The sequence below is a fragment of the Paenibacillus allorhizoplanae genome (assembly GCF_927798215.1).
Classification (GTDB): Bacteria; Bacillota; Bacilli; order Paenibacillales; family NBRC-103111; genus Paenibacillus_E; species Paenibacillus_E allorhizoplanae.
This window is the reverse complement of the sequence record NZ_CAKMMW010000036.1, coordinates 23,379-47,008: the sequence shown is the minus strand read 5'-3', so window position 1 is coordinate 47,008 and position 23,630 is coordinate 23,379. Positions and strand designations below refer to the sequence as shown.

Annotated in this window: 20 protein-coding genes; 6 read left to right on the top strand and 14 right to left on the bottom strand. The window is 47.2% G+C overall.

The window, feature by feature from the left end:
- Nucleotides 1-199 precede the first annotated feature (199 nt).
- From add to L6I86_RS33165, 5 genes are all read right to left on the bottom strand, one after another.
- The gene (add, locus tag L6I86_RS33185; RefSeq protein WP_236293015.1) at nt 200-1,237 is read right to left on the bottom strand and encodes an adenosine deaminase; all 1,038 of its coding nucleotides are present in this window, start codon (nt 1,235-1,237) and stop codon (nt 200-202) included.
- A gap of 224 nt (nt 1,238-1,461) precedes the next feature.
- Nucleotides 1,462-2,499 (bottom strand): FecCD family ABC transporter permease, encoded by a 1,038-nt coding sequence (locus L6I86_RS33180; protein ID WP_236293013.1) that lies wholly within the window; start codon nt 2,497-2,499, stop codon nt 1,462-1,464.
- A gap of 3 nt (nt 2,500-2,502) precedes the next feature.
- Entirely contained in the window at nt 2,503-3,543 is a 1,041-nt protein-coding gene (locus L6I86_RS33175) for a FecCD family ABC transporter permease (protein ID WP_236293011.1), read from the bottom strand.
- Between the two features lie 14 nt (nt 3,544-3,557).
- On the bottom strand, nt 3,558-4,508 hold the full coding sequence (locus tag L6I86_RS33170; RefSeq protein ID WP_236293009.1) for an ABC transporter substrate-binding protein: 951 nt from the start codon (nt 4,506-4,508) through the stop codon (nt 3,558-3,560).
- Nucleotides 4,509-4,673: 165 nt separating this feature from the next.
- Entirely contained in the window at nt 4,674-5,363 is a 690-nt protein-coding gene (locus L6I86_RS33165) for a DNA alkylation repair protein (protein ID WP_236293007.1), read from the bottom strand.
- Between the two features lie 117 nt (nt 5,364-5,480).
- On the opposite strand from L6I86_RS33165, the gene L6I86_RS33160 reads away from it, so the two are divergent.
- The gene (locus L6I86_RS33160; RefSeq protein WP_236293005.1) at nt 5,481-6,278 is read left to right on the top strand and encodes a Cof-type HAD-IIB family hydrolase; all 798 of its coding nucleotides are present in this window, start codon (nt 5,481-5,483) and stop codon (nt 6,276-6,278) included.
- Nucleotides 6,279-6,636: 358 nt separating this feature from the next.
- Here the strand turns inward: L6I86_RS33160 and L6I86_RS33155 are convergent, their stop codons facing one another.
- Nucleotides 6,637-7,092: a GNAT family N-acetyltransferase gene (locus L6I86_RS33155; protein WP_236293003.1), complete on the bottom strand. Its 456-nt coding sequence runs from the start codon at nt 7,090-7,092 to the stop codon at nt 6,637-6,639.
- Between the two features lie 359 nt (nt 7,093-7,451).
- Between L6I86_RS33155 and L6I86_RS33150 the strand changes: the two genes are divergently transcribed.
- On the top strand, nt 7,452-8,303 hold the full coding sequence (locus L6I86_RS33150; RefSeq protein ID WP_236293001.1) for an SDR family oxidoreductase: 852 nt from the start codon (nt 7,452-7,454) through the stop codon (nt 8,301-8,303).
- A gap of 609 nt (nt 8,304-8,912) precedes the next feature.
- Here L6I86_RS33150 and L6I86_RS33145 read toward each other — a convergent pair.
- The 5 genes from L6I86_RS33145 to L6I86_RS33125 form a co-directional block, all read right to left on the bottom strand.
- A complete protein-coding gene (locus tag L6I86_RS33145) occupies nt 8,913-9,767 on the bottom strand; it encodes a carbohydrate ABC transporter permease (protein ID WP_420851963.1) in 855 nt (284 codons plus the stop codon).
- A gap of 51 nt (nt 9,768-9,818) precedes the next feature.
- Nucleotides 9,819-10,694: a carbohydrate ABC transporter permease gene (locus L6I86_RS33140; RefSeq protein WP_236292997.1), complete on the bottom strand. Its 876-nt coding sequence runs from the start codon at nt 10,692-10,694 to the stop codon at nt 9,819-9,821.
- A 74-nt stretch (nt 10,695-10,768) separates the two neighbouring features.
- Nucleotides 10,769-12,115 carry an extracellular solute-binding protein gene (locus L6I86_RS33135; protein WP_236292995.1) on the bottom strand — a complete coding sequence of 449 codons (1,347 nt, stop codon included), beginning with the start codon at nt 12,113-12,115 and terminating at the stop codon, nt 10,769-10,771.
- Nucleotides 12,116-12,240: 125 nt separating this feature from the next.
- Entirely contained in the window at nt 12,241-13,800 is a 1,560-nt protein-coding gene (locus L6I86_RS33130) for a response regulator transcription factor (protein WP_236292993.1), read from the bottom strand.
- Nucleotides 13,797-15,593 carry a cache domain-containing sensor histidine kinase gene (locus tag L6I86_RS33125; RefSeq protein WP_236292991.1) on the bottom strand — a complete coding sequence of 599 codons (1,797 nt, stop codon included), beginning with the start codon at nt 15,591-15,593 and terminating at the stop codon, nt 13,797-13,799. The genes L6I86_RS33130 and L6I86_RS33125 overlap by 4 nt, the downstream gene beginning before the upstream one ends.
- Before the next feature lie 205 nt (nt 15,594-15,798).
- On the opposite strand from L6I86_RS33125, the gene L6I86_RS33120 reads away from it, so the two are divergent.
- The 4 genes from L6I86_RS33120 to L6I86_RS33105 are packed head-to-tail and all read left to right on the top strand — an operon-like array spanning nt 15,799 to nt 19,717.
- Nucleotides 15,799-16,461: a helix-turn-helix transcriptional regulator gene (locus L6I86_RS33120; protein ID WP_236292989.1), complete on the top strand. Its 663-nt coding sequence runs from the start codon at nt 15,799-15,801 to the stop codon at nt 16,459-16,461.
- Nucleotides 16,458-17,564, top strand: a complete 1,107-nt coding sequence (locus tag L6I86_RS33115) for an alanine racemase (RefSeq protein ID WP_236292987.1) — start codon at nt 16,458-16,460, stop codon at nt 17,562-17,564. Before L6I86_RS33120 ends, L6I86_RS33115 begins: the two co-directional genes overlap by 4 nt.
- Nucleotides 17,565-17,600: 36 nt before the next feature.
- Nucleotides 17,601-19,205 carry an N-acyl-D-amino-acid deacylase family protein gene (locus tag L6I86_RS33110; RefSeq protein ID WP_236292985.1) on the top strand — a complete coding sequence of 535 codons (1,605 nt, stop codon included), beginning with the start codon at nt 17,601-17,603 and terminating at the stop codon, nt 19,203-19,205.
- Nucleotides 19,206-19,252: 47 nt separating this feature from the next.
- Nucleotides 19,253-19,717, top strand: coding sequence for a RidA family protein (locus tag L6I86_RS33105; protein WP_057313891.1), 465 nt, complete (start codon nt 19,253-19,255; stop codon nt 19,715-19,717).
- A gap of 143 nt (nt 19,718-19,860) precedes the next feature.
- On the opposite strand, the gene L6I86_RS33100 is transcribed toward L6I86_RS33105, so the two are convergent.
- From L6I86_RS33100 to L6I86_RS33090, 3 genes are read right to left on the bottom strand one after another with little or no spacing between them, the layout of a single operon-like run.
- Entirely contained in the window at nt 19,861-21,000 is a 1,140-nt protein-coding gene (locus tag L6I86_RS33100; protein WP_236292983.1) for a toxic anion resistance protein, read from the bottom strand.
- 30 nt (nt 21,001-21,030) lie between these two features.
- Complete coding sequence (locus L6I86_RS33095; protein WP_236292981.1) at nt 21,031-22,716, bottom strand: vWA domain-containing protein; 1,686 nt, start codon at nt 22,714-22,716, stop codon at nt 21,031-21,033.
- A 16-nt stretch (nt 22,717-22,732) separates the two neighbouring features.
- Complete coding sequence (locus L6I86_RS33090; RefSeq protein ID WP_236292979.1) at nt 22,733-23,473, bottom strand: hypothetical protein; 741 nt, start codon at nt 23,471-23,473, stop codon at nt 22,733-22,735.
- Between the last annotated feature and the right edge of the window lie 157 nt (nt 23,474-23,630).

The following is a 23,630-nucleotide window of genomic DNA, read 5'->3' as shown; positions in this document are numbered from 1 at the left end:
GGACTTGGACTTGGACTTCGACTTCGACTTCGACTTCGACTTCGACTTCGACTTCGACTTCGACTTCGACTTCGACTTCGACTTCGACTTGAGCTTCGGCTTTAACTTTGCTTTGACTTTGACTCTGGGTAAGCTTTGCTTTCCTAGCGTGAACAAAAAAATCTGCTGCATAATCGCAACAGATCCTCTACCACTTCATTTAATTATATACACCCAGGCTGTTAAGCTCAGCCTCCATCTCTTGTCTGAATATCCCTTTATCATCTTCTTCCATAAAAGCGGCCTCTACACCATTCATGATCAACTTCACAAGCTCCGGCGTTGTAAAAGCGAATCGATCAGCGATCGTGCGATACTCTTTCGTAATATCGGTTCCCGATACACTAGGATTATCAGTGTTGATCGTTACGATCAAACCTTGATCCAAGTACTCCCGGATCGGATAAGCCTCCCACGAAGCCACAGCCTTCGTTTGGATATTGGAGATCGGACACATTTCTAATGGAATACGGCGATCTTTGATCATCTCCAGAATAGCGGCATTCTCCCGAAGTCTTACCCCATGCCCGATTCGGGTTGCCCCTAGATGTGTAACCGCCTCGTAAACGTTAACCGCACCAGCTGCCTCACCAGCATGAATGGTCACAGGAATGCCGAGCTTATGTGATCTAGCGAACACTTCTCGGAAAAACTCAGGCGGATAATTCGCTTCATCACCAGCCAAATCAACAGCAACTACGCCCTTCCCTACGAACTTGGCGGCTGCTTCAATGACTTCCAAATTATCTGCACAAGCGTGATTCCGCATACAAATGGCAATAACACCGAATCTCGTTCCAAAATCGCGCCTAGCACGCTTTAATCCTTGCGTGACGTAGTGGAACGTCTCTTCCAAGGTTAACCCCATGTTGCGATGCAATTGAGGCGCGAAGCGCACCTCCACATAACGACAGTTATGCTCCACGGATTGCTCAACGACTTCATAAGCTACACGCTCTAAGGCTGCACCTGTTTGTAGAAAACGTGTCGTAAAATCGAATTTACCTAAGTATTCAATCAGACTGCCGCAATTGTCCGTCACGCGCATATGCGGGATCAACCCATCCTTGTCGTAAACAGGGAGTGATATGCCTTGCTCGAGAGCGAGCTCCAATATCGTCTCGGGCTTCACACTTCCATCTAAATGTAAATGAAGATCCACCTTCGGTAATCTCGCTAACAAATCATTTGTTCGCATGTGAGCCATCTCCCATCTCTCCCTTTGCCTCTCGTAGGCGCCAGCGCGCTAGAGAATAATTTTAATTACTTTAAACCAATGTAATGTTTATGTCAATATATATAACAAATATTTATTGAATTAGTATATGCGTCATGATATCTAACATTTCCTATTTCACTTGTAAAATGAGAAAAATCCACAACAGGCTACTAAGCCTACTGTGGATTTCTATATTTGTCCTCTTACGAAGCTCGCGTTCGAACTAATAAATACAGAAAATATGGCGCTCCGATAACAGCGGCCACGATGCCAGTCGGAACCTCCGTCGGCTGAAACATCCCCCGTGCTATCGTGTCCGCGACAATAAGCAGCAGCCCTCCGGTGAGTGCCGAAGCCGGAATCAAGTATTGATGCTTAGGTCCAACTAATCTTCGTGCCAGATGCGGACCTATCAACCCTACAAAGCCAATCCCCCCACCGACCGCGACGCATGCGCCTGCAAGTGCAACGGCTGCAGCCAGCAACCCAAGGCGTTCCCGCTCCATCCTTATCCCGAGTCCAATGGACGTCATTTCGCCTAGATTCAGCACATTCAGCACATTGGCTTTAAACATAACGTAAGGAATAAGAACGACGATCCACGGTAATAAGGCGAGAACAAACTTCCAGTTGGTTCCCCAGATACTACCTGCTAGCCAGATCTGAACAAACTGAAAATCAGTCGGATCCAAGCGAATGCTCAGTACAACCATCAGAGAAGCAATACCCGCGGAAACCGCGATACCCACAAGGAGCAGGCGGGATGACGAGATTCCCTTGCCTTTGACATACGAAAGCGTATAGATCAGTAAAGCGGCCAAGCCGGCGCCCAGCATAGCGATCATCGGCATGAAGAACAACGGTGCCCCAACATTATTGGGATAAAAGGATACGACCAGAATGATCGCGAGTCCTGCTCCTGCATTAATGCCTAGAATACCTGGATCAGCTAGCATATTTCGTGAAATCCCCTGCAAGATGGCTCCAGAAACCGCTAACCCCGCTCCAACCAGGATTGAAATCACGATACGTGGAAGCCGGAAATCCCACAGAATAATACCTTGCTTCGCTGTCCCGCCTCCGAAAAACGTTCGAAGCACCTCAAGTGGACTCAAACGAATCACGCCAGTGTTCATACTAATAATAAATACGATGATTATTAGGACCATTAAAATCGACATCACCGTGATCGCTTTAGCTAATCTCGGTTTCTTGATACTGCCAGATTGCATGGATGTCATAGCCTAATCCCTCCCCTTTTTACGCGCCAGATAGAGGAAGAAGGGCACACCAATCAGAGCAATAATGGAACCTATCGGCGTCTCAAATGGTGGATTCACCATGCGGGCTCCGATATCAGCCAGCACGACCAGCAACCCGCCTAATACGGCTGAGGTCGGGATGATCCAACGATAATCAACACCCACGAGATAGCGAACAACGTGCGGAATAATAAGACCAATGAATCCAATAGCTCCTACTGTTGCCACAGCTGCACCTGCAAGGACAAGAACCAGCACGAATGCTGCAAGCTTCACAAGCCCTGTCCGTAAACCGAGGCCTGTTGCCACATCTTCCCCCATGCTTAACAGCGTAATCCAAGGTGAGATGAAAAACGCGCCTAGTAAGGCAACGATAATCCAAGGTGCCATAATATCAACTTGCAACCACTTCGTACCTGCAACCCCACCTGCAAACCAAAAAGCGAGATCCTGACCAATATGGTAGGTAATCGCAATCCCTTCGCTGAGCGCCAGAAGTAAAGCACTGACAGCAGACCCCGCCAGAACGATTCGAACAGGTGTTACGCCACCCTTCGCCAGCGCACTAATGCCATAGACAAGCCCAGTTCCTATTGCAGCACCGAGGAATGAAAATAGAATGACATAGTGAAACGGCAGCTGTGGTAAAAAGGCAAAACACAGGGCAAGCATAAAGCCTGCACCTGCGTTGATACCAAGAATACCCGGGTCCGATAACGGATTGCGTGTAACACCTTGCATAATCGCCCCTGCCACAGCAAAAGCAGCCCCAACCAATGCTCCAGCGATTGCTCGCGGAAGCCTTAATTGTTGGATGATCAAATGCTGAGTCGAATCAGCATTAAATTGAAAGATGGCTTGCCATACCTCGCCGAAGGAGATATCAGCTGCCCCAACCGATATGGAGGCAATCAGGCTGATCAGCAACAAAGCCAGTCCTCCAATAATAATGGCTGATGCAGCTAATGGACGGGATTTTAATGGCGGATGGATTGCGGGAACTCGTTTATCTGAACCCGTCATACCCTAGCCCCCAATTATTTAATGACTTTAACGATATCGTCCATCACGCGCTCGCCAGCGATTACACCGTTGTACAACCAGCTGCTCTTCGTGTCCATTTCGAATACTTTGCCTGATTTAACAGCAGGAACGTTCTTCCATAGCGGATCTTCTAAATTCCCAGCTTGACCTTTATCACTGTTAACCAAGAATATGTAGTCTGCATCCAATTGTGCAAGCTTCTCTAGGGAGATTGGTGTCCAGTTCGCTGTCGCATCTGGCAGGACAGCTAGAATATTAGGCAATTTCAAACCAAGATCGCCATAAGCAACCGCACCACTTGCTACTTTACCATTAACGACGTAGAAAGCTTTGTTCGTTAGCCAAAGGATCGCAACCTTTTTATCACCAACAGTTGCTGCAAGCTTCGCTTTGGTCTCTGTTACTTTTTGATCATATTTTTTCAGTGCTGCATTCGCCGCATCTGATTTGTTAAGAATTTCGCCCATTTTCAAAAGCGTCTTGCGGAAGTCAGCTGTTACTTCACTTCCTAGTACGAATGTAGGTACGACTTTGGAGTACTGATCGTAAAGACCTTTTTCAACAGCAGACTCGTTGCCTACAATCATGAAATCAGGAGTAGCTTTCAAGACCGATTCAACTGGAAGATCATAACCAATTGTTGGTACCCCAGCAAGTTGTGTTTGTAGGTAATCTTGAACAGTTGAACCTTTCACGGACCACTGAACAACTGGTTTAACACCAAGTGCAAGAAGTGGATCTTCCAAGTAGGAAGCGATAACTGCTTTCGGGTTGGCTGGAACCTTAACATCGTGGCCCATGCTATCTTTTATAACTTTATCAACAGTAGGCGCAGGTGTTGCTGTCGCTGCTGCAGTAGCTGCCGGAGCAGTTGAAGTTGCAGGTGTTGTTGTGCTTGCTGCATCTTTGTTACTTCCGCAAGCTGTTGCTAGTAGAGCTGCCATGCATACTGATAGGACAGTGAAAGTAACTTTAGTAGTTTTTGTTGTATTGAAACGTGGCAAGGTGGACCCTCCTGAGTATCGATTTATGTATGATATTGATTCTCAATTCATAATAATGAAAATGATTATCAATGTCAATACATTAGAGGAGCAGCCCGATATGTTCTAATGTTCTGCAAATTTCTTATGAATGACCTTCAATGCCTCTCTGACACTTAGCGGTGATAACGCTGTGTTTGCAACGAAAGATTCCACGGCCTCAGCATCCGTCTTGGAATACTCGCGCAGTGCCCATCCAATCGCTTTGCGAATGAAGAACTCTTTCGAATGTGCCATCGTCTTAATACAGTGAAACAGCAGCTGCACGTCGGTCTTCTTTTTATACTTCAACTGAAAAAGAATAGCGGTTCGCTGCAGCCACATGTTATTGGAAGCTAACCATTTCTCCACATAAGCGGGAATTAGCTCGGGAAATCGCTGGAGATGAAAACCGATCAAGTGATCCGCAATCGTATCTACCGTGTCCCACCAGGATTGGGTTACGATGTAATGCTCCAGCACGTCAATGTGCTCAGCGTTCACTGTTTTTCTAACTTGCAGAAGCACCAAAATAGCCGTATAAGCAAACTCACGCTCAGGCAATTGCCACAGTTCCTGCGCAATGCGAATGCCCTCCTCCCCTTTCGGGAAACCATGTTCCTTCGTGAATTGTTTGGTCAGTGCCACGCGTTCTGGATTTCGAATGCCGAGGAATGGAAAATTATTCTTCATATAAGCTTCCATACTTATTGCATTTCCCTTGTTCGCATGCGATCTAAGCCATTTCTCCAAGTCATTCGTGTATGGGGATGTCATCGTGAAAGTGCCTCCTTTTAGCTATCTCCTATGCGCTTATTGTAGCAATTCGCTAGCAATTCGGGTATGCTATTAGCAGAATTTTAATAGAGAAGATGAATAGGATCGGTGAGAAACATGACGTATAAATTAGTTGCTGCTGACTTGGATGATACGCTGCTGCGTGATGATTTGACGATTTCACTAGAGACGGTTGAGGCCATGCATCAAGCTGTTGCCAAAGGGGTAACGGTCACCATCGCCACAGGAAGAAGCTTTCCTTCTGCCGCCAAAATTGCCAATCGGATTGGACTCAACGTCCCTATCATTACGTATCAAGGAGCTTTGATCAAAAATTTACTAGACGAGGAAGTCCTCTACGAGCGCACTGTTCCTGTCGAAAGTGCCCGCTTCCTACTTGATTACTGCGAGAAGAACAACTATCATCTTCAGCTTTACCATGGGGATGAGCTTTATGCAGCTGAGGATAACGATAAGATTAAAAAATACGTGAGCTTATCCAAGACACCTTATATTATTGGTGATTTGCGTCAATGGATCGATATCCCACAGCCAAAAATGCTGATCGTGGATACACCGGAGGTTTGCGACCGAATCCGTGAGGAGCTGCTCCCTCTACTGGGTGATAAGCTGCATATTACGAAATCCAAGCCGCACTATTTGGAGTTTATGCATAAGGAAGGTACGAAGGGACATGCGATCACGTTCCTTGCTGAGCACATCGGATGCTCATTAGATGAAGTAATTGCACTAGGCGATGCATGGAATGATCGAGAGATGCTTGAAGTTGCAGGCCTCGGCGTGGCCATGGAGAATGCCCTGCCTGAGCTGAAAGCATTGGCGAACTTCGTGACGAAGAGCAATAACGAAGATGGCGTGAGGCATGTGTTGGAGAAGTTTGTTTTGGCGGAGTAATGGATGTGGGGCTTGAGGGGGAGGTCGAATGAGACCTCCTCTTTTCGCACATTGCGGATAAAGGTTATGGATTCGATCAGGACGTGAAACTAACGTTAAGGAATCAATAAAGGTGTGGCATAAACGTTATCACTCTCCTTGACCTTCAATATCTCTGGCTTTGGATAGTATAACGTTATCCCATCGTCTTATTGGCTCTCAAAACGATTCACCCGTGCAAATAGCGTTACCCTATCGCTTTATTCTGAATAAGGAGATTCCGAACTCCAGTAACAATGAAATGAGCAGCCTGTATAGTTTTATACACAATGAAAAAAAGACCCCCAGCAACATCCTGAAGGTCTCCGCTATTACGATCTTATAATTCCAACGTCATAAATGAACTTAGCGGGTCATCCGTGTAATTCGCGAACGGTTTGCAGTAGGAAAACCCAAAATTTTCATATAACTTTCTAGCTGGCTCGAAAGCTTCCATGGATCCCGTTTCTAAGCTTATTCGCGTATAGCCGCGTTGCTTCGCTTCATTAACAACGTGTTCAAGGATTCGCTTCGCGACTCCTTTTCTATGATGTGCGGAGGAAGTTCGCATTGATTTTAACTCGCCATGTTGACGATCCAGCTCTTTGAGAGCCCCGCAACCAACTAATTCCCCTTGTTCCCAACCACTCCAAAAGGTCACATCTGGCTTTTTCAACCCATCTAGATTTAGGGCATGCGTACTCTCAGGTGGGGATAATGATTGCATATGTAAAAGGTGCTCCATAATGAGTGCTCTTACTTCAGGACCGGATAAATCGTCTACTTTAATCTCCACTCTTGCCACTCCTCTGTCTCTAATTTTTATTGACTAGAATACAACATTACAAAGGTCAATTCAACTGTTATTGGTTATCTGCACAACATAAAGTACAGGGATTGTGCACGGTGACAATGCATCTATTGGTACTGGACAGTAAGGTTGCTGGTATGAGAACATGAGTTATCAGCACTAATGTAAGCGCTATCCATAGCATTAAGGGCATAAAGATTTCATGAAATTAATATCCATACCCATGAGGTAAAATAAACGACTCCCCCGTCCAACAAGGACTTCTCACAGTGTTTATGGAAAATTTAACCCACTTATTAAGTGAAACATAGAAACTCTATATTTTAAAAAGGAGCGTGAATCCTATGTTCGATGGAGCATTACTACAAGATAAAGTAGTACTTATTACTGGCGGCGGCACAGGTCTTGGCCGCGCGATGGGTGAGAAGTTCCTGTCGCTTGGAGCTAAGCTGGCTATCACGAGTAGACGAGAAGAAGTACTTGCGAAAGCTGCGGCTGAAATGGCTGTTGGCGGCGGGGATGTGTTCTACCATCCCTGCGATGTACGTGATCCACAGCAGGTTGCTGCCATGATCACGGCCGTGGAACAGCACTTCGGTCGCATCGACGTGCTGATCAATAATGCGGCGGGCAACTTTGCCAGCCCGACCGAGCACTTATCACCGCGAGCAGTCGATGCGGTGCTGAACATTGTGCTCCACGGGACGTTCTACACCACGTTGGAGCTGGGTAAAAGGTGGATCGAGCAAGGCGTAGGCGGTACGATGCTGAACATCGTCACCTCCTACGCCTCCACCGGATCCGCCTTTGTTGTGCCTTCCGCCGCCGCGAAGGCCGGCGTGCTTGCCCTTACCCGCTCACTCGCCGTCGAGTGGGCGCGGTACGGGATCCGGCAAGTGGCTATCGCGCCGGGGCTGTTTCCGACCGACGGCGCGTGGAGCCGATTGGCTCCCACGCCCGAGCTGTCGCAGAAGCTCTTGCACCGCGTCCCACTGGGACGCGTCGGGGAAAAAGATGAGCTGGCGAACCTCGCCGCTTATCTGATTTCAGACTTCGCCGGGTATATTAACGGCGAAGTGATCACCATTGACGGCGGCGAGTGGCTGCAAGGTGCCGGACAGTTCAACGATCTGCTCGAGGTGACCGATGAGCAGTGGGTTTCGCTTGCGGAGATGACCCGCAAGGGGAAATCGTAGCGTTGGAGAAGTAGTAAGGAGCTCGATGTGGTGACTCGTCTCGCTCGATTGGAGTTAACAGGAAAAACTACATCTAATTCCAGGCTATTTGGCTGAATTAGTAAAATAAATGGAAAAGATACATCTAATTTACCGGATAATTAGGGTTTCAATGAAATAGACCAAAAATAGATGGAGAAAATCCAGTTATCTTCCATTTTCGATGAAATTGGGCAGGAATAGCTGGATATTTTCCAGCTATTTCGTTGGCGAGCACTTTTTTCTAGTCTTGTTCTACTCTTTTGCGCTCTTTTGCTACTCTTTTGCTGCTCTTCTCCTACTCTTTTGCTGCTCCTATTTTGGTCCACTTCTACTCATCAGCTACACTTTAACTCTCCGACTAGCTTTTTACTACTTTTAAGTTACTTTCTGCTCCCACTCCACTCTTGTTTTACCTTCTCCACTTGTGCTTCAAGTTCTTATTTTCACGCTTCTTCTGATTCAATAAACAGGCATACAGATGCAAAGTTTCGCATCTGTATGCCTGTTTGCTATCACTATCGAAACGCTCTTCACGTTTCCCCACTCTGTAGAGTTGCAATTTATCACCACAGCAAGGGGCAGCTATAACTACCCCTTCACCGCTCCAGCCGTCATCCCCTTCATAATCTGCTCCTGGAACAGCAAGAACACGATAATCGTTGGAAGCACAGCAATCGCGAGTGCCGCCATCGTCAATTCGTAATCCGTCATGTAACCTGTGGCAAAGGCGGATAAGCTAAGCGGTACGGTTTTGAGTGCAGGCTTACTAATAAAGACAAGAGCGAATGCGAAGTCATTCCAGAATCGTAGAAAGCCAAGAATGGCAACGGTTGATAGTGCAGGTACACTTAGCGGAAGCATCATGCGGAAGAAAATTCCCCAGTAGCCCGTACCATCAATAAGCGCGGCTTCTTCGATTTCTTTTGGAATACTGACTAAGTAAGCAGCTACTATGAAGATCGCTAAGGGTAACTCAAATGCGACATAGGGCAAAATAAGTGCGCCGTACGTGTTCAACAGCCCTATTTTTTTCATGATAATAAAGAGAGGTACTAATGTGCTGTGAATCGGAATGAGCATGCCTAACAGAAAAAGTCCTGTGAAAAATGCCTTCAATTTAAACTCAAACCGCGCAATAACAAAGGCTGCCAATGCGCCTAGAATCAGCGTAAGTATTAAAGATGCTACCGTTACAACTGTGGAGTTCCACAAGGAGAGTCCCATTCCCGAAACTTTCCATGCGCGGATAAGGTTATCCCACTTCCAAACTGTCGGCAGCAGAAACGGCCGGGAATAAAACTCTTCATTGGATTTAACGGCACTAATAAATAGCCATATTAATGGATACAACGTGACTAGCGCATATAAGGATAAAACGGCATTGATGGCGCCGCGCGTCCACACTTTACGTTGCTTGGCTCCAGCGGGAAAACCCGTCTGCATCGCTACAACCTGCTTCATAGATGTCCCTCCTGACGAATTAGATGATCGGTGTTAGCGATAGTCTCGCTTCATTAAATACTGACTGCCTACAATCAAGAGCAGGCTAAGAATAATAATCGCTGTGGAAAGTGCACTACCGAATCCGAAGCGATACACATTGAAGGTACTGTTATACATATAGGAAGCCAGCAATTCCGTGGAATGCGCAGGGCCGCCGCCTGTCATGACGTAAATGAGATCGAACGCCTTTAAGGAGCCCGAAATACAAAGCACGATCGCCACTTTCACCGTATCCCAAATCATAGGGAGTGTGACAGCAAATAGCTTACGTACCGGTCCGACGCCATCCAACTGGGCAGCATCTTCAATTTCAGGAGAAATATTTTGTAACGCAGCAATAAACATAATCATATAAGGACCAATATAATTCCAGATGATCGGCACCATCAGTGCGAACATCGATACTTTCGGATCGGAGAGCCAAGCTTTCTTCCAACTATCAAGACCAACACCATCAAGCAAGAAGTTCAGAATACCGATTTGCGGGTGATAAATGTATCCCCAGATAATCCCGACAACAACTGAGGACAATACCATGGGCATAAAAACTGAAGCACGAATAATTCGTTGAAAAGGTGTGCTGCGCATCAAAAGAAGCGCTAGGATCATAGCGATCGGAACCTGTCCAAAGACGGAAGCGGCAACGATAAGCATGTTATTTTTAAAGGCTTTCCAAAAGATTGGATCTGTAAATACTTCGATATAGTTATCCATCCCAATAAATTTCGCTGCGCCAATGCCTTTCCAGTCAAAAAAGCCATAGTACGCCGACCAAAAGAGTGGAACGACAACAAAAAACAAATAAATGATTAAGGCTGGAAGGAGCCCTATGGTAATGAATCCTCTCATTCTTGCGGACACGTTCATGATGCCCCTCCTTGTAAGCTTTTTTTGGAAAAAAGGCTCCAGCCGAGCTGAGGCTGGAGTCCTTTGGCCTAACCTTATTTGCCGAGAGCTTTCGCTTGCGCATCTTGCACTTTCTTAGCAATATCCTCTGGCTTGCCGCCCATCAGAAGCTCTTGAAGTCCGTTATTTACAACATCTGCACTGGATGAACTCAATCTGCCGTCATAGACAGGCGTCATTTTCACAGTGCCCATCATTTTGTAAACTTCTGCGAATAGAGATGTTACTTTGCTTGTATCCAAAGCTACCTTGTAACTAACAAGCTGATTGCCTTCTAAGATGGCTTTCTGTGCTTCTGGACCAGACAATGCATAGATCAACTCGTAAGCAGCTGCTTTCTGTGCGCCAGTAACTTTTTTGCTCATACCCAATCCTGTTCCTACAACACCGGATAGTGTGTTCGGATCTCCCTTACCATTCGGTACGGAAGGTAAAACGGTAACAGCCATGTTCGCCAATGCTTCTTTGGAGGCGCTAGCTGCTAAGTTCGGCAATGCCCAGCCACCATCGATCATCATCGCTGCTTTCCCTTGCGCGAACATTTGCTCCATCTGTGTGTTATCAATACTGTTGAAGCCATCTTGGAAAGCTCCGGCTTTACCAAGCTGTTGTAAGTACGTCAAGGATTGAACAAATTCAGGATCCGTAAACTTCGCACCATTTTGATCAACTGCCTTCAAGAACCATTCTGTTCCTGTCACGCGGTCAGCCAATGAGCTTAGGATGCTCGATTGTGCAACCCACGCTGCTTTGTTACCAAGCGCGATTGGTGTTACGTTATTCTTTTTGAACGTTTCTACTAGCTTCATCATGTCGTCCCACGTTTTCGGTGGTTGTACGTTATATTTGTTGAAGATTTCTTTGTTGTAATAAAGAATGGATGTTGGCGATAAGGCCATAGGTGCTGCATAGGTTTTGCCAGAAATCGTGAAATCATCGAAGGAACCTGGCATAAAGTTACCCTTCCACTCTGCCTTGCTATCCAGAAGCTCATTGATCGGTTGGATCAAATCGCCACCGACGAACTCCTTCGTCATTACACCAGGCCACATAACGAACAGATCCGGCATCTCATTCGCTGCTGCTACAGTTTTCAGGCGAGGACGGTACCCATCGGGTGGTATCCCCTGAATATCCAACTCCACATTCGGATGATCCTTCTTGAACTTTTCCATATATTCGCGCATCGTTTTGGCACGTGTATCTTCGCCTGTATAGTTGTGCCAGATAGAAAGCTTAACTTTCTCACCAGGTTTCGCTGTCTCTGTTTTAGCTGGTGCCGTGCTATCTTTTGCCCCATCCGTAGTTCCATTCGACCCACAACCTGCTATCAACGAAAGTGACATCGCAGCCGCCAGTGTAACGATAAATGACTTTTTCATTCGTTCGGACCTCCTAAAAGTTTCGTAGCAACTAGCTCCTCTACTTGCAAGCTTTCTTCGTTACTCCTTTAGTATAGGGGACATTTCTCTGCCCTGGTACGGGAGAGACTTCGGTGCGAAGGGGGTCATATTTCAGTCTTTGCCCCTTGTCGATACTCGGATGGTGTTCTTCCCGTGTACTTTTTGAACTGCTGCGTAAAGTATTTGATATCCTCATAACCCACTCGTCTAGCAATATCGCTCACTTTCATTTGTGTGCTCTGCACAATATCTATGGCTAATTTCATCCGTTCCCGAGTAACAAACTCGATATAGGTGCAGCCGGTCTCCCGCTTAAATACCTCACTGAAATGATTGGGATTGATATGGACGTAACCTGCAACTTGCTGGAGCGTAATTGGCTGATGCAAATGATCCCGAATGTATGCAATCGCCTTATGGATATACGCATACTTATTCTGATCGAGCCCCTGATGGAAAATGTTCATGAGCGCTGACAACACTTTGAACACTTCCTCTTCAGGACGGCCTTCTCCCTCTAGCTTAGATAGCGCGCTTAGTGCAGATAGATCTTGCTCTGCCGTACTAGCTCTCTCTAACCAGCGATGGCCGGCTACTACAAGAGACTGTATGTACCCTTGAACGGAAAGCGGTGTAGCAGCTGTATCCTCCAGCTGTGTGCGAACCTTGTGATTGACCCAGTGTCTAAGATCCGTCGCATTATCATTCATGAGAATCGCGGCAAGCTCCGACTCCTCTTTCTCCGTGCACACCGTGCGGCTCCCGCTTCGATCACGAATATCTTGGGGCGTGTAAAGGCCAGTCGAGCCCAGCAACCCCTGGTAAGCGAAAACTTCCGTGGCAGCACGATAAGACTCTCGGAGACCCTCATCATCGTGCGCAACTGTTCCAAGCGCAGCGAAAACGGCGCATTTCAGTGTTTCAGTGACACGTTGAAGCGCTTTATTGAGACCCGCGGCATCCGTTATCCCAGCCTCGTACCGAACGACCATGACGAAATGGTCTTTATTCATCAGCGTCACGCAAGGGAGAAGCTCGTACAACATATTCTCTGCTGCACCTTGCAGTAGATCAGCGAATGTCACCCAGCCCGAACAGGCTACGAGAAGCACCTGTCTTGCAATCCCCGCACCATCATCCTCAGCGGTGTCGACGCCACTTTTACGAAACCACTGATGAAGCTGAGTGCGCGCTTCATCATCATCGTGCAAGCCACGATTCAGAGCCCTTTCTAGCAATTGTGAGCGCAGCGCGGCCTGTCTACGGTGGTCCTGCTTCACCGACTCCCATTTATCCATGATGTTCTGCTTTGCTTTCAGTGCCGCTTTAATAATCTCCTCCGGACGGCTGGTTTTCAGCAAATAATCCGTTACCCCGCCACGCAAAGCCTGTTGCGCGTAGTTGAAATCATCATATCCCGTGAGAATAACAATCTCCGTATCCGGTAGGATTAGCTTTATTTCCCGGGCAAGTTCGATACCGTCCATCCCTGACATCCGGATATCGGTCAAAACGATATGCGGCTTCTCCTGCGGAATGCGCTCTAAAGCCTCTTCAGCGGAAGAAGCGGCAGGCAGCAGTTCCAAGCCAAGCTCTTTCCAATCGATCACCGTACATAGGCCCGTACGAATAATAACTTCGTCATCCACAATCAGAATTCTCATACTGACGACTCTCCCCTCTCACGCGGAATTAGGAATGTAATTCGGGTACCTGTTCCCAGCGTACTCTCCAAAACAAGGCCCGCCCCCGCACCGTAATGCAGCAGCAACCTGCGGTGCACATTAATAAGTCCATAACTGGTCATAACTTTCTTCCTCTCTTCATCCGCTTCACTTCGGATCCCTAACTTCTGATTAGCCAAAGCCAGCTGCCCATGAATATCTCTCAGCTTCACTTCATCCATCCCGATCCCTGTATCTTCCACAACAAATTTCATATCATGCTCACGCAGCTCGCCATGGACATAAATGTGTCCTTTGGTTTTTTTCTTCTGTATGCCGTGAATCAAGCTATTCTCAATCAAGGGCTGAAGCAGCAGCTTCAACATCACACTCTGCGTCATTTCAGGGTCAATAAAGAATTCAATCTCAAACTGATCCGGGAATCGAATCGCTTGAATATACGCATAGTTCCGTGCATGGGAAACTTCCTGCTGAACGACACAGAACTCCTCACCCTTATTTAAGCTAAAACGCAAGAAATCACTGAGTGCACCGACCATCTCGGCAATTTGTCGATCCTTATTCATCAAGGCAATCCAGTGGATAGACGACAAGGTGTTATATAAAAAGTGCGGATTAATCTGTGCTTGCAGCGCCATAATATCCGCCTCCTTTTTCATCGCTTCGTTCAGCTGAACTTGATCCTTCAGACGGCTGATGCGGTCACTCAGTTTATTGTAGCTGTGAACGAGCAGGCCGACCTCATCTACGCTTTTCACCTCAAATGTCGGAATCATCTCGTCAGGGTTCAGATCTTTGAGATATTTGGTCAATTTCATCAGCGGGTTCGTGACCCATCGCAAGAAATAAATGACCAGTGCCATCGCTAGCAAGAGCGCAATGAGAATGGTGACAGCCGTTACGGTCAGAACGAAGCCATTTTGCTTTTGATAGATTTCGGTCGGTATGAATCCTACTAATTTCCAACCCACACGTGGAAGTCCGTTGTAGAGAACCGTATACGGATGCATTCCTTGCAGCAAATTTGACACGCCGCTTGTTTCTGTAAGTCCATGCAGGTTGGGGAATACATCGGACATATCCTTCATCAACCACTTCCGATCGCTGCCAGCAATAATACGATTATTCGCGTCTACCAAGACGACAAACCCGCTCGTTTCCCAGCCTGCATCCGTCAAATAATGCTCAATCTCTGATTGATCTAGAGAAAAGGATAAAGTGCCCAACGTTTTGAATAAGCTGAAATCCCGAATCGGTCTGACCAGTGAAATGACCTTTCGTAAACCATCGGAAGTTTGAATGTCATAGAGCGGCGACCACCATTTGGGTGCTGATTTATTCGTTGTTTCGTACTGTTGCAAAAGTGGTGCCAAACCTGAATTCGTAATCGTTGTTGTATATAACACAGGATTACTGTTTTTCGGCGTAATGGTAATGTTGGCAATATACTTTTTGGAATAGGATAAGTTCCATAAGGTCCCGATAAGCTGCGAATACAGATTGATATCACTTTCTTCTTTGCCAAGGTAGGCCTGGACATCCCTCTGTCCGATCAAGAAGATCGACATGTTCTCCACGTCCTGAATAACAAAATCAAGCTTATCTGTCATCTGCCTCAGGGTATTCATCCCTGCTTCCTTCGCTTTATCCTCGGTGACCGAGGTTGCAATCCGATAAGAGACCGTTCCCATCGTAAGTAAAGGTAATACAACTGCGAATAAAATTAGCAATGAGAGCTTGCGATTGAGTGATTTGGCAAACCACCGCTTCATGGGAAATCCTCCATTCATCTAGCAATCCATCTTCTGGCAACACTTATCATTCCACATACCCTAATCTTTTTACCATAGTATCATGAGCGATACTGGAAAATCATACTTTTTTTTAGTCTAACAAACTTTTTGTTTGACATCCGAAAAGTTTGTGTTACCATTTTGCTCAGAATAACCTACAACCTGTAAGGGGGGGATAACCGGTATGGAATCCATTCAGGATGAATTCGTATTTTTGACAGATATGGTAACAGGCCTTGCCGCTCAATTCGGCGAGAACTGTGAGGTCGTGCTGCACGATTTGACGGGGTCTTATGAAAGTTCTATCGTCGCCATTGCCAACGGCCACATCACGGGACGTAAAGTCGGAGATCCTGGCACGAATCTAGGTCTTGAGCTGCTGCGAGGCAATCATGTAAACGGCAACAAATTCAACTATTTGACCCAAACGAAGGACGGCCGCATTCTCCGATCCAGCTCGATGTATATGAAAAATAAAGCAGGCAAAATCATCGGTTCACTCTGCATCAACATGGACATCACGGATCTCATGGTCGCCGAGAAAACATTGAAGAACCTCATTAATCCCGCTGGTGAGCAAGCTGAGGTAAGGGAATCGTTCGTAACGAGCGTAAGCGATCTACTCGATGCCCTGATTCAAGAAGCGCAAGAGGTCATCGACAAACCCGTTGCCGTCATGACCAAGGAAGATAAGATGCGCATGATTCAGCTTCTCGATGCGAAAGGTGCTTTTCTGATTAAAAAAGGCGGCGAGAAAATCTGCACCTATCTCAACATTTCCAAATACACCCTTTACAGCCATCTGGAAGAGGGCAAAAGTAACGCGAAAGAGAGTGAATCGCTATGACCATCTCCCTAGAAACGCCTTGCGTCCTTATTGATACAGATATCCTGGCACGGAATATAGCAACCATGGCAGAACGTGTTCGGCAAAATGGTGTTAAACTACGTCCGCATGCGAAAACGCATAAGCTTCCTTCTGTCGCTCAGCAACAAATTGACGCCGGTGCTGTTGGCATTACGGTGGCAAAAGTGTCAGAGGCCGAGGTTATGGCGGCGCATGGAATTCCTAATATCTTTATCGCGTATCCTTTGGTGACCGCGAGCAAGATTGAACGAGCTATTCGTATAAGCGAGCAGATTGAGCTTATCGTTGGGGTCGACAGCTTGGCCGGTGCCCAGCTGATGGAGCAGACCGCGGCCAAGCATGGTCATACGCTGCAGGTTCGGTTAGAGATAGACACCGGGCTGCGCAGAACCGGTGTGCCTTACGAAGAGGCCGCCGCGCTGGCAGCGGAGATTGCCGGAATGCCGCATCTGCGGCTGACCGGCATCTACACGTTCCGCGGCGCCTTGCTTGCCGGCAAGCCCACGCTTGATGTGGCGGCCGCCGGTCTTGAGGAGGGCCAGCTGATGGTACAGCTGGCTGACCGCCTCAAAGCCGCGGGCATCGCCATCGCGGACGTCAGCGTTGGCTCGACGCCGACGGCCTTGTATGCCGCGGCTGTCGAAGGGGTGACGGAGGTCCGTCCCGGCACCTACGTCTATCAAGACCGGATGCAGGCGCAGCTTGGCGTCTGCGAGCTCGATGACTGCGCCGGCAGCGTGCTCGTCACCGTCGTGAGCCGGCCATCGGCGGATCTGGCGATCGTCGACGGCGGCAGCAAAACCTTCGCGACCGACGTGCAACCGGGCACGAATCCCTTGCAGCTGCGCGGCTTCGGCCATATTCATGGCCTGGAGGATGCACTTCTCGTGCGGATGACCGAAGAGCATGGCATGGTCGAGCTTGGCCCTCTGGCACAAGCCGCTGACCTGAAAGTCGGCGACCAGCTGCGCATTATTCCGAATCATATTTGCAGTACGATTAACCTGCATAATCATGTTGTCATGCAACGCGGTGACACATTTGAACGTGTGCCTGTGCTTGCCCGAGGCATGCTGGAATAGCTGTAATTGCTGAATAAATTTGGGAGGTGCCCCATCATGTTGGATCTTATTTTGAAAAACGGACGCATTGTCGATGGCACTGGTAATCCTTGGTTTGCTGGCGATGTTGGCATCCAAGGCAACAAAATCGTCGCTGTTGGTCAACTTCATGAGGATGCTTTGAAGGTCATCGATGTGAATAAGCAAGTCATCTCACCTGGCTTTATTGATGGCCATTGCCATTCCGATCTGATGATCTTTGATTATCCGCATAGTGAAATCAAAATGCGTCAAGGCGTTACGGCTGAAGTTGTCGGCAATTGCGGACTCGCTCCTGCTCCCTTCGTCCCTTCCCAAGCTGAGCTTCTCCAAAGCTATGTTCAGCCGGTGTTAGGTCAAACCAAATGGCAATGGCCATGGGAAACGGTCGCCGAATATATGGATGCCGTCGCGAACTCGCGCCCATCTGAGCATATGGCCACCTATGTGGCGCATGGCGCACTGCGTATCGCAGTGATGGGCTTCGCCAATCGTCCAGCAACACTGCCAGAAATCGCACAGATGAAGGCGATGCTCGAAGATGGCCTGCGGGCCGGTGCGATTGGCTTCTCCATCGGGCTGCTTTACGCACCTGGCAGCTATACGAGCAAAGAAGAAATCGCCGAGTTATGCTCCGTATTGCCGAAGTATAACGGTCTTTTCTCCACGCATATTCGTGGTGAAGGCAACAATCTTTTACCTTCTGTGAAGGAAGTCATCTGGATTGCCGAGAAAGCTGGCGTTTCCCTGCACATCTCTCACCTCAAAGCAGCTGGCAAACGCAACTGGGGGCAAATTACCGATGCGCTAGAGCTCATTGAAGATGCACGCTCTCGTGGCATGGACGTCACTTGTGATGTGTATCCGTATAATGCAGGTTCTACTAGCTTAACAACAATTCTTCCTCCTTGGGTGCTCGAAGGCGGAATCGAAAGTGCGCTTGAGGTGCTGCGTGATCCTTCGCTTCGTGCCCATGTTCGCGAAGAATTGAGCCACGAACAGACCGCGTGGGACAACTTGGTTTGTTCCACAGGCTGGCAAAGTGTGTTCCTTTCCGCCATGCATACAGAGAGCAATCGCCATCTCGAAGGCAAGCACCTTGCCGAGATCAGCGAAATCCGCGGGCAAGAGCCAGCGGATTGTATGATGGATCTCCTTTTGGAAGAAGAAGGCCGTATCTCCATCGTCTACTTCCATATGTCTGACGAGGATGTGAAGCAAGTTGTTGCTTACGATAAATCGCTCATCGCGTCAGATAGTCTCACTTGTGACACAGGGAAGCCGCATCCACGCTTATATGGGACGTTCCCTCGTGTATTTGCGAAGTATGTCCGCGAGAATCGTATTTTGACCCTGGAGCAAGCGGTGCGCAAAGTGACATCGTTCCCTGTTCAGCGCTTCAAGCTAGGTAAGCGAGGGCTGATTGTTCCTGGCTACATCGCGGATGTAGCCGTGTTCAATCCGGATACCATTCAGGATCATGCGACGTTCGAAAATCCGAGACAGTATCCGGATGGCATCTCGCATGTTGTCGTGAATGGTGCGTTATCGTTGACAGGCGGTCAACACACGCATGCGCGGGAAGGCAGCTTCATTCGCGCACAGCATTGCTGCAAGCACTAAATTTTCTAATAAAACCTAAACCTAACTTTGACTTGGAGGTCATTCATATGTCCATTATTGAACAACGATTGCAAGAACTTGGTATCACGCTCCCCCCTTCCCCAGAACCGCGTTTCACGTATATTCCATGCAATCAAACAGGTAACTTGATCTACTTGTCCGGCCAAGATTGCCGCATCAACGGTGAGCTCATGTATGAAGGTAAACTCGGCCGTGAAGTCACGATTGAGCAAGGCCAAGAGGCAGCACGACAGACCATTATCAACTGCTTAGCGGTGATGAAAGGATATCTTGGCGATCTAGACCGTGTTGTCAAAATCGTCAAAATGCTCGGCTTCGTCAACAGCGAATCTGGCTTTGGCGACCAGCCTTATGTGATCAACGGTGCGTCCAACCTGCTCGTTGAGATCTTCGGCGAAAACGGCAAGCATGCCCGTTCCGCGATCGGCACGAGCGATCTTCCTTTCCACACGCCTGTGGAAATCGAGTTGATTGTGGAGATTCGGGACTAGGGTACCTTTGACCAATAGTCGAAACTATTTCTGGAAAATGTACAGCTATTTAGCAGGACTACACAAAATCCAGTTATCCACAGCAAGCCCTGGAACAAACAAAAGGAACCTCAGACTTGAAGAAGTCCGAAGTTCCTTTTTCCTTATAACCCCACAGCCGCGCCTCTTTCCAGCCGCAAAATCTGCTTCTCTCCCGTTTCAGCCAGCTCACGGAATTGGGTAATCGTTTCACGCATTTTCGGAAGCGCTTCTTGCTTATAGGTACTGATCGCCTGCAAGGCTTCAAAGCTGTCGGCGAATGCTTTTTTGAGCGATTCTGCTGAAATGCTGGCCTCAATGGCGCCTTTTTGAATATCCACACCTTGTTGCTTCAACATCTGCCCCGTATGTTCAATAAACGTATTGGTCGTATTGTACAACGCGTTGAGTTGCTTCAGCACTACCCGCTGATTGGCTAGCGCACTTGCCGCCGTAACGGCGACGCGCAGAGCCGCTACCGTTACCGTGCTTGCACGATCTACCCCGCGAATAAGTTCCTTATTATTCCGGATAACAACCTCAAAGGTAATAAAGCCTTGTTGGTTGACCGCCATCATCGCTTGCATATCGAGCGTCCTCTGACGAAGTGGAAAAAGCACCTCTTCCGTTATGAATTGGATCTTCTCTGGATCATCATTTCGGGCTTTGGCAAGCGCGATTTGAGCTTCAATGGATTCATCCATATAAGAAACTAGCTGGATCTCCTTGCGGAGCTTTTTGGTAAGATCACGCAGTGCATGCTGTTCGAGAAGAAGTGTCGTATTGTCATCCTTCAGCCCTAACTTCCCTTTATTCAGTGTTTCGATAATTTCGGCAATGACCATGTCCGCTTTATCAAACTGGTGGAAGTAGGACCTTAGTGGGTTAAAAAACTTCCCTAAAAACCCGCGTTTGACGAAGTCGATCCCGCTAGGATCGAGGTCCTTCATTTGGAGTTGCAACTCCCCTAATCCTTTGGCAACGATCCCCCCCTCGTCACCAGCCCTCGATAGCTGCCCTATCGTTACTTGGAGTAAAGCATTTTTCTGGGAGGATGCTCGCATCGTCTCAATACCAAAGTTTTCTACTGCTGCCAAAATATTTTTGCGTTTCTCCAGCGAATCGAGATCGATCTCCATGATCGTCTGTACATTCTGTTCCGCTTGTGCTTTCAGCTTAACAACTTCCTCTGGAACAGGCTTCACTTGTTCCTCTACAACGGCTTTAAGCACCTCGTCGCCAGCAATTTCCATCGAAAATGACATCGTTGCTCCCCCTTTGAACGGTAAGTTAACCTACATCTGGACGTTAAGCAGATTACTTATTTTATAAACAACATCATCCGTGTCCGCATTAATGCTTGCCGCCTCATTGATACTGGAAATGCTCTGAAGCGCCGCAATATCGGCATTATAGCCAATCGTATAGATGGGAATCTGCAACGTTTCGATCAGCCCTCGAATGTCCTTCAAGGAATGGCCTGCATTGGTTTCCCCATCACTCAATACGAAGATGATCGGTTTCACATTGGGATCTGCTACCATATAGTCTTGCAGCATTTTCATGGCAACGGCAATGGCATCAAATGTCGCTGTTCCTCCCCCTGCTTGGAGCATACCAACGGTACCCACAAACAGTGATTGCTGATTCGTATCGTACTTGGCAATGGGGAGATTGATCGTAACCCCGTTCGAGTAGGATACGAGACCAATTCTATTTTCTTTGCCCAGGTATTTCTGGCCTTTGAGCAGAGATTCTTTCAATCGACTAATGGGCTTACCGTCCATGCTGCCAGATACATCCGTAACAAAAACAGCGGCAAGAGGCTTGCTTCCGTTCTTCTTTTCTTTCCAAACCTTTTGAGCAGAAGTAAGTGTATTTCCATCGATGGCTGGGAGCTCACTCTTGTAATTTTCTAGCCCATTAAACCCTTTATCCTTGGCTGCTTGTTGATATTTCGCCTGTGTAACAAATTCAGCAAATCGCTTAATCACGTCAAGTTTCACGATTGGCAGATCACCAAGCGCATAGAGTGGGCTATCATGTCTATATCCGAAAGGTGTAAATACGTAGTCATTCGTAAGCTCCGGCGCATTCTGGAAAGTCTGATATTCCAACACGAAGCCATCCAGCATCCCCGACTTCGCAGCATCTCGCATTTGAATCGTTGTAGATGCGATAAAGGGCACGTTCGTTTGGAATTTCTCAAATTCTTGAACGGCCTTCTCACTAATTGGATTTTTATTATCCCATGTACTTAAAGCTGTTACGAGAAAGTTGAGGCCGGTTGAACTCGCGAAAGGGTCCGTATAACCCATAGCAAATTCATTATTTGAAATAGCTTGCGTCACGGTATTTACATTGATAGAGCCGTATTTGGCAACGAGGGCATCATATTTTTTCTTCGAAATCACAATACCGGGGACATTTCCTACCAGACTTTTTGTGACTAGTTGTATTTTGGGACCGCCAGATTTGATCATCTCCCCCCATAACTCATTCGAAGGTGTAAAAGCATCCGGCACATATTTGCCTGACTTGATATAGTCCGTCGCTGTCCCAGAAGCAATATTACGAATTTTGACAGAGGCCGTCTTCCCGTTAACCACAATCTGTGCTTTATTAAATTCGTTCGCTACATCCGTTAACCAACCATCCACCCCACTGCCGGATTTCTCTGTCGAGGAGAAAATCTCTACGAAATAATCCGTCGTATTATTCACCGTAATTGGAAATTTCGAAATATCAGGCAGAGATGAAGCGACATCCGCTGGATTAATATCAATCTGTCCTTTGACTGGTGTTCCGTTCACCACTGAGATCTTCTCGTACATCTTGTTCAATTGCTTTACAGCACTCTCCGCTGTCACTTGCGTTTGGGATTTGCCAATATTGGCCGTGAACGAAACGCCAGCATAAACACCGATAAATACAATAATCACAATAAGAAGCGATATAAAGAAAAACTTCGTTTTATTCATGTTTTGAGCACCACCTCTACTGTTTGTAGAATTGTGTTTGCTTGATCAAAGCATCAATCTCTTGCATGCCCGGCATTTGCCCGATATCACCAATATCCAGACTATCTAGTCGAGAAATTTCTAACAGCAACCTATCCAATTTGAGCAAAATTTCTTCATTTATATGTAAAGCGGATTTAACAAACGACATATGTGCTTTATGAACGGTTCTTTTTTCTTGCAAAAGCTCGGGGGACAACTGGCTCGTATTTTGTTTAGAGATACTTTGAAACTCCTCTTCATCGAACACATGGAGACGGTTTATCATACTCCGAATATTGTGAAAAAATAACTTCTCCACCTCTTGCGTCGTAGAAGCAAATTTCTGAAAGCTAAGTCCGCTCGGTTCAAACCTCTGGATGAGGACACTTCGTATGGTCTCTTGTTTTTTACGCATTCGCTCCAATTGGTGAAAGCCAAGCGCAATTTCCTGTGAGAGGGATTTGACACCCTTGAATTGTTTCAAAGCACCCTCTACATCTTCGGGGCTCTTCATCTGTTTGACGGGAAATCGAACGTTCGGCTTCATGACTACGCTATAAATGCCAAATAGCAATACCAAGGTGCTTCCGAGCAAAATGGAAACGGTGAGTGCCGTTTGTAACGCACTGTGTCCGATTCCAATGCCTAGAAGTCCCGGTGAAAGCATGACAATATCAAACAAGGCGACCCCACTCGTTAGCACAAATAATTTCATTATTTTACTTGCGGCTTCCATCAAAGGGAATAACTCCTCTCTTCGCAAATTTCAAATCTGAACCGAACATGCTGAGCACAAGGGAAATCGTCTTTTCGTTTGCTATCGAACGAAGAATGCTGATATTGAATTATATGCAGGACATTTAGGACATATCTGCTTCTTCTGGTCACAATGC